Here is a 12,411-nt window from a genome sequence, read left to right on the forward strand (position 1 = left end):
GCCACAACGGACCCGCAGCTACAGCAGACGCCCCCACCCCACCCCGTCAGGCAGACACGTCACTGTCATCGGAAGAGGCGACACGGGCACCCGCACCGGCCCCCGCCCCCGCCCCCGCAAGCGCCTCGGTCAGAGAAAGATCCACCCGCACCGCAAGCCCCTCCCCGCGATACGCCGCCGCCGAGGCCCGCGGCGCATACCCCGCGGCGGTAGCCGCGAGAACGTAAGAGCCATCGCCCGGCGCAGCCAGGACGTACCGACCGTCCTCGTCCGTGAGCGCCGCCCCCGCCTGCTTCCCCCGCCGGTCGATCAACGTCACCTTGGCCCGCGCGAGCGGCCCGCCGTCCGCGCCGAGCACCTGCCCGTGGAAGCCCGTGAGCACCTCCACGGCCTGCGCGGCCCGCGTGGCCCGCTCCAGGTTCGCGTCCTCCTCGCTGCTCGCCCGCAGCTGCGGCTTGATGGACCGGCGCGGGGAGGGGAGGAAGAGGGCGAAGAGCAGCCCGATCGCGACCGCACCCGTGGCGATCAGGAACGAGACGCGGAAGCCGTGCAGGGTGGGTACGTCGACGCCGCCGACGTGGTTCGCCGTGTTGGCGAGCACCATGCCGATGACGGCGCTGGACACCGACGTGCCGATGGAGCGCATCAGCGTGTTGAGGCCGTTGGCCGCGCCGGTCTCGGACGCGTCGACGGCGCCGATGATCAGCGCGGGCAGCGAGGAGTAGGCGAGTCCGATGCCCGCGCCGACGACCACCGAGATGACGATGGTCTGCCAGGCGGCGCTCATCAGGCCGAGGCCCGCGCCGTAGCCGATCGCGATGATCAGCATGCCGAGGATGAGCGTGACCTTGGGGCCGTACTTCGCCGAGAGGCGGGCGTAGACCGGCGCGGTGAACATCATGGTCAGGCCGAGCGGGGCCACGCACAGACCCGCGACGACCATGGACTGGCCGAGGCCGTAGCCGGTGGCCGAGGGGAGCTGGAGGAGCTGCGGCAGGACCAGCGAGATCGCGTAGAAGGCGACACCGACCATGATCGAGGCGAGGTTGGTGAGCAGCACCTCGCGCCGCGCGGTGGTGCGCAGGTCCACCAGCGGCGCCTTCAGGCGCAGCTCCATCACGCCCCACAGCACGAGCACGACGGCCGCGGCACCGAACAGGCCGAGCGTGGTGCCCGAACTCCAGCCCCAGTCACTTCCCTTGGTGATGGGCAGCAGGAACAGGACGAGCCCGGCGGAGAGGCCGAGCGCGCCGAACACGTCGAAGCTGCCCTGGGCGCGCAGCGGGCTCTCCGGCACGAAGAGCACGGTGAGGATCATGGCAAGGACGCCGAGTCCGGCGGCGCCGAAGAACAGCGCGTGCCAGTCGGCGTGCTGCGCGGTCAGCGCGGCGAGGGGCAGCGCGAGGCCGCCGCCGACGCCGATGGAGGAGCTCATCAGGGCCATCGCCGAGCCGAGCTTCTCGCGCGGCAGCATGTCGCGCATCAGACCGATGCCGAGCGGGATGGCGCCCATCGCGAAGCCCTGGAGCGCGCGGCCGACGATCATCACCAGGAGATCGTCGGTGAATCCGCAGACCAGCGAGCCGACGACCATCACGGCGAGGCTGCTGAGCAGCATCCGGCGCTTGCCGAAGAGGTCGCCGAGGCGCCCCATGATCGGGGTGGAGACGGCGCCGGCGAGCAGGGTCGAGGTCATGACCCAGGTGGCGTTCGAAGGTGCGGTGCTCAGCAGGGTCGGCAGGTCCTTGATGACCGGCACGAGCAGGGTCTGCATCACCGCGACGACGATGCCTGAGAAGGCGAGTACGGGGACGACTCCGCGTATGCCGCGTGGTGGGGTCGCGGTCATCGACATTGCGTGGGGCCTCCGGGCGGAAGGTTGATCGTGGCAGGGGTACGTGTAGGCCGAACCCGTTACCCGGGGCGACTATTCCGACGTTTGGCGTACCCGGTGAACTCTTGACCTTTTGTTAACCGCTTCATCATCCGGCGCCCGGAGCGGCCGAGGGGGGCGACCGCGGGGCGGTCGCGGAAGACGACCCGTATCTGACCTTCCGTCAGATTGAAACGTGTTCTAGTCTGACCGCCGTCCCGGCAGCTGCTACCGGCGAGGATGCGCATGGGGATCGGAATCACGCAGGAGCAAAGGGAGTTGGCCTCGGCCGTGCGCGGCTGGATCGCGCGCGCCGCGCCACCGAGGGAGACGCGCGCACTGCTCGACGCGCCGCCCGGCGGCGGCCGCCCCGTCCACTGGGACGGCCTCGCCGAGCAGGGCCTCCTCGGCGTCCACCTCCCCGAGGAGTGCGGAGGCGGGGGCGGCGGCCTCCTGGACCTGGCCGTCGTCCTGGAGGAAGCGGCGGGGGCCGCGCTCCCGGGACCGTACGCCGCCAGCTCCCTGGCCTCGGCGCTCCTGCACCGCGCGGGCGCCCCGGCGCTCGCCGCCGAGCTCGCCCGGGGCGGCCGGATCGGCGCCGTCGCCCTCGGCCCCGGCACGCTCACCGCCGTCGCGGTCCCGGACGGCTACGTCCTGGACGGCACCGCGCCGCCCGTGCTCTCCGGCGGCGACGCCGACCTGATCGTCCTGGGTGCCGCGTCGGCCGCGGGCCCGCTCTGGCTCGCCGTCGACGCGGACGCGCTGACCGTACGTCCGCACGAAAGCGCCGATCCGACCAGGCCGACCGCCGAGGTGAGCGCGCGGGCCGCGCTCGTGCCGGGGGGCCGGCTGCTCGCCGTGGACGGCGCGGCCGTGCGCGACCTGGCCGCCGTCGTGCTCGCCGCCGACGCCTGCGGCACCGCGGCGTGGGCGCTGCGCACCGCGGCCGAACACGCCAAGGTGCGCGAGCAGTTCGGGCGGCCCATCGGCCAGTTCCAGGGCGTCAAGCACCTCTGCGCCGACATGCTGGTCCGCGTCGAACAGGCCCGCGCGCTGGCCTGGGACGCGGCCCGCGCCGCCGACGAGACGCCCGAGCGGTCCGAGCGGTCCGAGGGGTCCGGGCGGTCCGAGCCGCCCGAGGCGCCCGAGGTGCGCGGCCTGGTCGCCGCGCTCGCCGCCGCCACCGCCCTGGACGCCGCGTACTCCTGCGCCAAGGACTGCGTGCAGATCCTCGGCGGCATCGGCTTCACCTGGGAACACGACGCCCACCTGTATCTGCGCAGGGCGGTCGTGGCGCGCCAGCTGCTCGGCGCGGGGGACGGGCACCGGCAGCGGGCCGTCCGGCTCGCCGAGGGCGGCGCGCGCAGGGAGCTGCGGGTGGCGCTGCCCGCGGCGGCGGAGGAGTACCGGGCGCGGGCCCGCGAGGTGATCGGGAGCGCCCGCGGACTCGACCCGGCCGCCGCGCGCAAGGCGCTCGCCCCCACCGGCTACGCGGCCCCGCACCTGCCCGAGCCCTACGGCATCGGCGCCGGACCCGTCCAACAGCTCGTCATCCAGGAGGAGTTGACGGCGGCCGGCGTCAAGCTCAGCGAACTCGGCATCGCCACCTGGGTGGTGCCCTCCCTCCTCGCGTACGGCACGGAGGAACAGCGGGAACGCTTCCTCGCACCCACCCTGCGCGGCGAGTTGCTCTGGTGCCAGCTCTTCAGCGAGCCGGGCGCGGGATCCGACCTGGCCTCGCTGCGCACGCGGGCCGAGCGTGTGGAGGGCGGCTGGCGGATCAACGGCCAGAAGGTGTGGACGAGCGCCGCCCAGTGGGCCGACTTCGGCATCCTGCTCGCCCGGACCAACCCGGACGCGCCCAAGCACAAGGGCCTCACGTACTTCCTCGTCGACATGAAGGCCGCCGTCTCCGCCACGGGCAACGGGATCGACATCCGCCCGCTCAAGGAGATCACCGGCGACTCCCTCTTCAACGAGGTGTACTTCGACGACGTCCTGCTCCCCGAGGACGCGGTGGTCGGCCGGGTCGACGACGGCTGGCGGGTGGCCCGCGACACCCTCGGCAACGAACGCGTCCACATGGCCGACCAGTTGACCTTCGACACCGGCCTCGAAGCGCTCATCCAGCGTGCCGCGGAACTCGACGGGGCCTGCCGCGCCCGCATCGGCGCGCTCGCCGCGGAGGCGCACGCCCTCGCCTGCATCGGCCTGCGCACCACCACCCAGCAGGTGGCGGGCGCGGAACCGGGCGCCGGCGCCTCCGTACGCAAACTCGTCCAGACCCCGCACCAGCAGAAGGTCGCCGAACTCGCCCTCGAACTGCTCGGCCCCGCGGGCGCGGTGCGCGAGGGCGCGGGGGAGCGGGCGCTGCACGGCTTCCTGATGTCGCGCTGCCTGACCATCGCGGGCGGCACCACCCAGGTCCAGCTCAACGTCGTCGCCGAGCGGATCCTCGGCCTGCCCCGTGACTGAACGCCTGACTGAACGCCTGACCGAAGGAGTACGAGAGCCATGAAGAGCTACATCGTCGGCGTCGGCATGACCAAGTTCGAGAAGCCCGAGACGCGTGACTGGCAGTACTGGGACATGGCGAAGGAGGCGGGCGCCAAGGCCCTCGACGACGCCGGGATCTCCTACGAGGACGTGGAGCAGGTCCCCGTCGGCTACTGCTTCCAGGCCTCGACGGCCGGGCAGCGCGCCGCCTACGAACTGGGTCTGACCGGCGTCCCCGTCTACAACGTCAACAACAACTGCGCGACCGCGTCGACCGCGCTGATGATGGCCCGGCAGTTCGTCGAGGGCGGCATCAACGACTGCGTGCTCGCGCTCGGCTTCGAGAAGATGGCGCGCGGCTCGCTCGGGGGCGGCGGCGAGGGCGACTTCAAGACGTCGCCCGTGGCCCGCCACTACGGGATCATGGCCGCGCGCCACGGCTTCGAGATGACCCCGCCCACCGCGCAGATCTTCGGCAACGCGGCCCGTGAGCACATGGAGAAGTACGGCACGACCGAGGCGCAGCTCGCCGCGGTCGGCGCCAAGAACCACCGGCACTCGGTGAACAACCCCTACGCCCAGTTCCAGGACGCGTACACCGTCGACGAGATCCTCGCCGCCAAGACCATCCACCGCCCGCTCACCAAGCTCCAGTGCTCCCCGACCTCGGACGGCTCGGCGGCCGCGGTCGTCGCCTCCGAACGCTTCGTGGAACGCCACGGCCTCCAGGACCGCGCCGTGGAGATCGCCGCCCAGTCGATGACCACCGACACCGGGGAGTCCTTCGACTCCGGTTCGTGCATCGACGCGGTCGGCCTGCCGATGTCCCGCGAGGCGGCCCGCCAGGTCTACGAGAAGTCCGGCATCGGCATCGAGGACGTCGACGTCGTCGAGCTGCACGACTGCTTCTCCATCAACGAACTCCTGACGTACGAGGCACTCGGCATGTGCGCCCCCGGCGAGTCCGGCAAGCTCGTGGAGAGCGGCGCGACGACGTACGGCGGCCGCTGGGTGGTGAACCCCTCCGGCGGCCTGATCTCCAAGGGCCACCCCCTGGGCGCGACCGGCATAGCCCAGATCACCGAACTGACCTGGCAACTCCGCGGCGAGGCGGGCCCCCGCCAGGTAGAGAACGCGAGGACGGCCCTGGCCCACAACATAGGCCTGGGCGGCGCGGCGGTGGTGACGCTGCTGAGGAGGGCGTAGGGCTGGCGGCGAGCGCTTCCAGGGCTGCGGTGCGGGTTCTTTTTGGGGGCGCGGGGAACGGCGCGACCAGCCACGACGGCCCCGCGGAGACGAACGACACAGGCCCCGGGGCCAGGCACCCGCCCCCCCCCGCAGGGGCCCGCCACGAGTCCTAGGCCTACGGCCCGAGGACTCGTGGAGCGAAATCCCGATGCCCGACACACTCATCCCTTGAGACCATGTCTGTCATGGTTCAGACGTCCCCCGACACTTACATAGCCACCGACCCGCCCGCCAACGGCAAAAAGTCCGCCCCCATGTGGGCCGTACTGCTCGCCGCCTGCGCGGGACAGTTCCTCGTAGTCCTCGACGTCTCCGTGGTGAACACCGCGCTCCCGTCGATGCGGGCCGATCTCGGCATGAGCCCCCTCGGGCTGCAGTGGGTCGTCAACGCCTACTCCATCGCCTTCGCCGGCTTCATGCTGCTCGGCGGCCGCGCGGGCGACCTCTTCGGGCGCAAGCGGATGTTCCTCGTCGGCCTCGCCCTGTTCACCGCCGCCTCGCTCGCGGGCGGCCTCGCGCAGGCGGACTGGCAGCTGCTCGCCGCCCGCGCCGTGCAGGGCCTCGGCGCCGCGGTCCTCGCCCCCTCGACCCTGACGATCCTCACCTCCGCGGTGCCCGAGGGCCCGGCGCGGGTCAGGGCGATCGGCACCTGGTCCGCGGTGGGCGCGGGCGGCGGCGCGGCGGGCGGCCTGGTCGGCGGCGTCCTCACCGACCTGCTGTCCTGGCGCTGGGTCCTCCTGATCAACGTGCCGATCGGCGCCCTCGTGATCCTCGCCGGCGCCGCCTGGCTGAGCGAGAGCCGCGCGGCGGGCACGCGCCGCATCGACCTGCCGGGCGCGATCCTGGTCACGGCGGGCCTCGCGACCCTCGCGTACGGCATCGTGCAGACCGAGCAGAAGGGCTGGACGGCGCCGGAGACCCTGGTGCCGCTGGCCGCCGGCCTCGTACTGCTCGCCGGGTTCCTGCTGGTGGAGGCGCGCACCAAGGAGCCGCTGATGCCGCTGAAGCTGTTCAGGGTGCGCTCGGTGTCGGCCGCGAACGCCGCGATGTTCATGTGCGGCGGCGGCATGTTCGCCATGTGGTACTTCATGACGCTGTACGCGCAGAACGTGCTGGAGTACTCGCCGCTCAAGGCGGGCCTCGCGCTCATCCCGTCCTCGCTGACCATCGTCCTCGGCTCGAAGCTCGCCCCGCGCCTGATGCCGGTGATCGGCGCCAAGAACGTCTCGGTCATCGGCATCGTCATCGCGGCGGCCGGCTTCGGCTGGCAGTCGACCATGACGGCCGACGGGGCGTACGTCACCGCGATCATGCTGCCCGGCATCGTGATGATGCTCGGCGCGGGCCTCGCCTCCACCCCGCTCGCCTCGCTCGCCACGTCGGGCGCGCAGCCGAAGGACGCCGGTCTCGTCTCCGGCCTGATCAACACCTCGCGCACGATGGGCGGTTCGCTGGGCCTCGCGGTGCTCTCCACGGTGGCGGCGACCACGATGGCGGGTTCGACCACGCCGCAGGCACTGACCGACGGCTACGCGGCGGCGTTCCGTACGAGTGGGTTCATCCTGCTCGCCGGTGTCGTGGTGATGCTGCTGTGGATGCCGGGGGAGCGGAAGACGTCCCGGAGCTGAGGCGACGGTCCGTGGACGGCGGAGCCGGTTTCCGCATGGGTCACGGCGCGGGCCCACCGTGCAGCGCACGGCGGTGCTACAGCCACCCCCGCTGCCGGGCCTCCCGCACCGCCTCCATCCGGTTCCGCGTCCCCGTCTTGCCGATCGCCGCCGAGAGGTAGTTCCGCACGGTCGACTCCGACAGGTGCAGCTTGCCCGCGATGTCGGAGACCGTGGCCCCGTCCACCGAGGCCTTCAGGGCATCCGCCTCGCGGGCGGTCAGCGGGCTCGGACCCGCGCTGAGCGCCGCCGCGGCGAGCGCCGGGTCGATCACGGTCTCGCCGCGCAGCGCACGCCGGATCGCCTCGGCGAGATCCTCCACCGGCCCGTCCTTGACCAGGAAGCCGACCGCGCCCGCCTCCATGGCACGGCGCAGATACCCGGGCCTGCCGAACGTGGTGAGGATCAGGACCCGGCAGTCGGGACACTCCTCACGCAGATCGGCCGCCGCGTCAAGACCGCTGCGGCCCGGCAGTTCGATGTCGAGCAGCGCCACGTCGGGACGGCTGTTCAGCGCCGCGGACACGATCTCGTCCCCGGCCCCCACCTGGGCGACGACCTCGATGTCCGCCTCCATCCCGAGCAGCAGCGCGAGCGCGCCCCGCATCATGCCCTGGTCCTCGGCGAGGAGGACTCTCACAGATCTTGCGGGGCGGTGGTCCTGGGGCATCTCGTCCATGGGCTCAGGCTACGGCCGATGCCCGGGCGCAACGCACGTAGTGCCCCGCGCCTGAGCAGCAAAGAACCCGGCCGGCGCTCCGGGGTCTGGGGAGCACCGGCCGGGCCGACGGCGTGTCACGCCGGTGGCGCTCGTGCGTCGGGTGCCGCCTGCCCCCCGTTCGGGGTATCCGGGCAGAGCACGGCGGGCGGGGTTTACGAGGAAGGGGGGGGGATCATCCCCAACAGACGACTTGACAAACGAGATCGAATTTGCGAAGCGCCGATCTCTTGTTACCGTTCCATCAGAGGCGCAGAGAGCCGGACTAAGCGCTCCGAACAGGGAGTTCACTCGTTCTCATGTCTCGGGACCACCACCCCGGGCTGCCCACAGAAATCCAACAGCACGTCCGCGACGTGCTGCCCCAAAGCGGCGAAGCAGAGCCCTTCTTGCCGGTGACCGACACATTCAAGGCTCACGCTGCGACCACCCGAAGCGCCAACTATCCGGTCTGTCAGAGCTGTTGACGAGGGGCAAATTCATGTCCGTGGACCAGCGCAGTCCCGATCTCGATATCCGCATCCGAGGGTTTCGCATCACCGTTCAGCGCGTCCCGGTCCGGCTGTTGACGTTCCTCGCGACGTGCGCCGCGTCTGCGGCCACGGCATGGCTGACGACTCGCTGAGCGGGCTCCATCCGACTGCGCGACGTGCGTCCGGGCAGTGCGGCCCACCATTCGGCGTAAGGCGGGGCGCGAAGCTTTGAGGTTGAGCCATGTGGGGTACACGATGTCTCGCATGACTCGAACGAGCGCCAAACCGGTTACCGCCGCCTTTGAACTCCGTTGCGGTGGACTTCACTTGACCATTCAGCGCGTCCCGGCATGGCTGATCACCCTTTTCGCTACCGCCACGGGTACGGGCGCCGCCTGGTGGGCGGGTCGCTGAGCGGGCAGGGACACGAGGCGTGGAACTCAACGCGCCCATCACCTCGCGCAGTTGGAGAGGGACCTGTAATAGCCCTGGTCGGACATTTTCCGTCGGCCCAAGGACGGGGGTAGTTCCGAAACTCCGCCGGTCCATTTCTCGTGGACGGATGAGAGTCGTCCGTTGTCGCTCCGGCGCCAGCCTTGTCCTTCCACGTCCAGGAAATCGAGTTTCGCGTAGGTCTTCTCGAAGTGTTTGACCCTGGTGGAGAGGAACACCTTCTCGTCGTCGAGGAGGAGGCTCTTTCCGTGCTCGTCTTCAACTGACGGCACGAAGGGCACAAATGGCACAGCGATGAAACCCAGCTCTCGGCGCGCAGCCGAAACGCGAGCGTCGCCGTAGCCTCACGCCGGTATCCGGTCCGTTTCCGTGACCGGGAGTTCGGCCGTGACGCGGAAACCGGCGCGGGGGCCCGGACCCGAGGTCAGGGAGCCGCCCGCCGTGGCGAGGCGTTCGGTCAGGCCCGTGAGGCCGCTGCCCGGTGTGTCCTCGCCGGTGCCGCGGCCGTCGTCGGTGATCGTGAGCCGGGTCCGTTCGGCGGTCCCGGTGACCTCGATCTCGCAGCGGCCCGCGCCGGAGTGCCGTACGACGTTGGTGGCGGACTCGCGGACCACCCAGCCGAGCAGGGCCGCGCTCTGCGGGTCGAGCGGCGGGCCCGACTGGCGTACGACCGCCTCGATGCCCGCCGCGTCGAGCAGATCGCGGGCGCGGTCGAGTTCCGTGGCGAGGCTGCCCTCGCGGTAGCCGGTGACGGCCTCGCGTATCTCGGTCAGCGCCTGGCGTCCGACGGACTCGATGTCGGCGACCTGGCCGAGCGCCGCGTCCAGGTCGCGCGGGGCGAGGCGGCGGGTGGCCTCGGCCTTCACCACGATCACGGAGAGCGTGTGGCCGAGCAGGTCGTGCAGGTCGCGGGAGAAGCGCAGGCGCTCCTTCTCCACGGCGCTGCGGGCCAGCTCCTCGCGGGCTGCGCGCAGTTCGCGGACCGTCTCGGCCAGCGAGAGGATCGCCGCGGTCACCATCACGGACAGGAACGTGCCGTATGCGATGTTCGCCGCGCCCCAGCCCTCCTTGAGCCCGCCGATGACGCCCGCGAGCGTGCTGAGACCGAGACCGATGGGGCCGAGCACGCGGCCCCGTACGACTGCTCCGGTGGCGAGACCGAGGAGTGGGAAGAACGTCAGCCAGCTGCCGCCGTAGCCCGCGGCGAGGGCGATGGTGAGCGCGGCCAGGGCGCCGAGGGACCAGAGGGTGGCGGGAGCGGTGCGCAGCTTCTTGTCGAAGGCGCGGAACACGACGGCGATGTAGAGGGAGTTGAAGGCGAGCAGGCCCGCGCCCGCGATCCACGGGTTGGAGGTCTTGCCCTGGAGGAGGTGGGAGAAGGCGCCCATCCCCATGAGCAGCCAGGGCAGCAGGGTGAAGCCGTTGGGCGGACCGATCTCCTCCGGGATCTGGCCCGCCTTCTTCCTGATGCGCCGGGGACGCGTGCCTCCCGCGCGGTCCGCCTCCCGTGCCCGACGCTCGTCCCGCCACTCCCGCATCCGGCAGGTGGTCTGGTGCTTCAAGGACACGACGGTCCCCTCTCCCGTGGCGCGGTGGCCGTTCACACGGTCCGCGCGGCCCTGCGGTACGAGACCACAGCGTACGAACCGAACGCCAGGAGCCAGGCGGCGAGCACCACGACCGTGCCGACGCTCGGCGCGTTGCCGTCCGCCGCGGACCAGCCGAGGTCGGCGAAGCGGTGGGCGGGCGTGTAGGCGCCGACGGTGCGCAGCCAGCCGGGGAACTCGCTGACCGGGAACCACAGTCCGCCGATCACCGCGAGCCCGAGGTTGCAGCCCACGTTCACCATGCCGGTGGTCTGGGCCGTGAGGCGGTAGCCGTTGCCGATGCCGAGCAGGGTGAAGGGCAGCGCGCCGAGCCAGAGCAGCAGGACGAGCGCCACCCACTGGCCCAGGCCCATGCGTACGCCGTTGATCAGGGCGCCCGCCGTGAGCACCGCGGCGACCGAGGGAAGTACGGTGACGGAGCCGGACAGGGCCCGGCCGAGCACCACGTCGCGGGGCCGCATCGGGGTGATCCGCAGCTGCCGCAGCCAGCCGATCGACTTGTCCTCGGCGACACCGGTGCCGGTGGCGAGGGCCGAGCCGAGCGCGCCGTACGCCGCCATGCCGACCATCGTGCCGGTCTTCCACGCCTGCGCGTCGGCGCCGGAGGCACCCCCGCCGACGTTGGTGAAGAGGAGGTACATGAGGACCGGCATGCCGACCCCGAATATCACGAAGGTCTTCTCGCGCAGGGTCCTGCGGACTTCGAGCCTGATGTATTCGGTGATCATCACACGGTCTCCAGACGCTCGGCGGGGGCGGACGTGAGCGCGAGGAACGCGTCGTCCAGGGAAGCGGGCGCGACTTCGAGGTCGCGGATCGCGCCGAGCGCGGCGAGCGCCACGACCGTCGCGTCGGAGTCGTCGGTGCGCAGCCTGGCCCGGTCGCCGCGTACGTCGACGGCGAGTACGCCGGGCAGTTCGGTGAGCCCGTCGGCGGCGCGGCCCGCCAGGTCGAAGCAGACCAGGCTGCCGCCCGCCGCGCGCCGCAGCTGCTCGCCGGTGCCGTCGGCGATGATCCGGCCGTGGTCGATGACCAGGATCCGGTCGGCGTGCGCGTCGGCCTCCTCCAGGTAGTGGGTGGAGAAGAGCACGGTGTGGCCGCGCCGCGCGTAGCCGCGCATCGAGGCCCAGAAGGCGTGCCTGGCCTCGACGTCGAGCGCGGCGGTCGGCTCGTCCAGGACGACGAGCGAGGGGGCACCGGCGAGCGCCACGGCGAACCGCACCCGCTGCATCTGGCCGCCGGACAGCTTGTCCACGCGCCGCCCGGCGAGTTCGGCGATGCCCGCGAGGCCGAGGGCCTGGGCGACGGGCATCGGCGCGGGGTACGTACAGGCGACGAAGCCGACCAGTTCGCGGACGGTGACGCGCGGCACCTGGCGGCCTTCCTGGAGCATCGCGCCGACCCGGCCCGCGGCCACGGCCTGTGCGGGGGAGTGCCCGAAGAGCCGTACCGAGCCCGCGTCGGGGTCGTTCAGGCCGAGCAGCAGGGAGAGGGCGGTGGACTTGCCCGCGCCGTTGCGGCCGAGCAGGGCGACGGTCTCGCCGGCGCGTATCTCCAGGTCGAGCCCGTCCACGGCGCGGATGGCGCCGAAGCTCTTCACCGCCCCGGCGAAGGCCACCGCGGGCTCGTCCTTCGATGTCGTCTTCATGGGTAAGACGCTACGAACCAGGGGCGGTGCGGCGGCAGATGCGGGTGTACGGACTCGGCCGGTACAAATGTCACAACGGCCCATCTGACGTTGCGTCAGGAGTCTTCACAACTCCCGGGCCCTCGGCTATACATGGGATCGCCGGACTGGAACGCGTTCTAGAACGGCCCAGTTGCGACCTCGGTGCGGCCGACGGTGCGGACGGCCGCACCGAGGTCTTCTGCTACC

Annotated in this window: 9 protein-coding genes; 3 read left to right on the top strand and 6 right to left on the bottom strand. The window is 71.7% G+C overall.

The window, feature by feature from the left end; all coding sequences use genetic code 11:
- Nucleotides 1-46: 46 nt before the first annotated feature.
- Nucleotides 47-1,855, bottom strand: coding sequence for an MFS transporter (locus ACIO9J_RS18525; RefSeq protein WP_402000056.1), 1,809 nt, complete (start codon nucleotides 1,853-1,855; stop codon nucleotides 47-49).
- Nucleotides 1,856-2,119: 264 nt separating this feature from the next.
- Here ACIO9J_RS18525 and ACIO9J_RS18530 point away from each other — a divergent pair, with 264 nt between their 5' ends.
- The 3 genes from ACIO9J_RS18530 to ACIO9J_RS18540 all read left to right on the top strand — a co-directional run bounded on the left by ACIO9J_RS18530 (nucleotide 2,120) and on the right by ACIO9J_RS18540 (nucleotide 7,245).
- Nucleotides 2,120-4,348 carry an acyl-CoA dehydrogenase gene (locus ACIO9J_RS18530; protein WP_402000059.1) on the top strand — a complete coding sequence of 743 codons (2,229 nt, stop codon included), beginning with the start codon at nucleotides 2,120-2,122 and terminating at the stop codon, nucleotides 4,346-4,348.
- A 39-nt stretch (nucleotides 4,349-4,387) separates the two neighbouring features.
- Nucleotides 4,388-5,575, top strand: coding sequence for a lipid-transfer protein (locus ACIO9J_RS18535; protein ID WP_402000062.1), 1,188 nt, complete (start codon nucleotides 4,388-4,390; stop codon nucleotides 5,573-5,575).
- A 296-nt stretch (nucleotides 5,576-5,871) separates the two neighbouring features.
- Nucleotides 5,872-7,245, top strand: coding sequence for an MFS transporter (locus ACIO9J_RS18540; RefSeq protein WP_402001095.1), 1,374 nt, complete (start codon nucleotides 5,872-5,874; stop codon nucleotides 7,243-7,245).
- Between the two features lie 76 nt (nucleotides 7,246-7,321).
- Here the strand turns inward: ACIO9J_RS18540 and ACIO9J_RS18545 are convergent, their stop codons facing one another.
- From ACIO9J_RS18545 to ACIO9J_RS18565, 5 genes are all read right to left on the bottom strand, one after another.
- On the bottom strand, nucleotides 7,322-7,963 hold the full coding sequence (locus tag ACIO9J_RS18545; RefSeq protein WP_402000065.1) for a response regulator: 642 nt from the start codon (nucleotides 7,961-7,963) through the stop codon (nucleotides 7,322-7,324).
- A 964-nt stretch (nucleotides 7,964-8,927) separates the two neighbouring features.
- A complete protein-coding gene (locus ACIO9J_RS18550) occupies nucleotides 8,928-9,209 on the bottom strand; it encodes a hypothetical protein (RefSeq protein ID WP_402000068.1) in 282 nt (93 codons plus the stop codon).
- Between the two features lie 63 nt (nucleotides 9,210-9,272).
- Nucleotides 9,273-10,496: a sensor histidine kinase gene (locus ACIO9J_RS18555; RefSeq protein WP_402000071.1), complete on the bottom strand. Its 1,224-nt coding sequence runs from the start codon at nucleotides 10,494-10,496 to the stop codon at nucleotides 9,273-9,275.
- 32 nt (nucleotides 10,497-10,528) lie between these two features.
- Nucleotides 10,529-11,260: an ABC transporter permease gene (locus ACIO9J_RS18560; RefSeq protein ID WP_402001098.1), complete on the bottom strand. Its 732-nt coding sequence runs from the start codon at nucleotides 11,258-11,260 to the stop codon at nucleotides 10,529-10,531.
- Between the two features lie 2 nt (nucleotides 11,261-11,262).
- Nucleotides 11,263-12,183, bottom strand: a complete 921-nt coding sequence (locus tag ACIO9J_RS18565; protein WP_402000074.1) for an ABC transporter ATP-binding protein — start codon at nucleotides 12,181-12,183, stop codon at nucleotides 11,263-11,265.
- Nucleotides 12,184-12,411 lie beyond the last annotated feature (228 nt).

Source organism: Streptomyces sp. NPDC087300, assembly GCF_044744425.1.
Classification (GTDB): Bacteria; Actinomycetota; Actinomycetes; order Streptomycetales; family Streptomycetaceae; genus Streptomyces.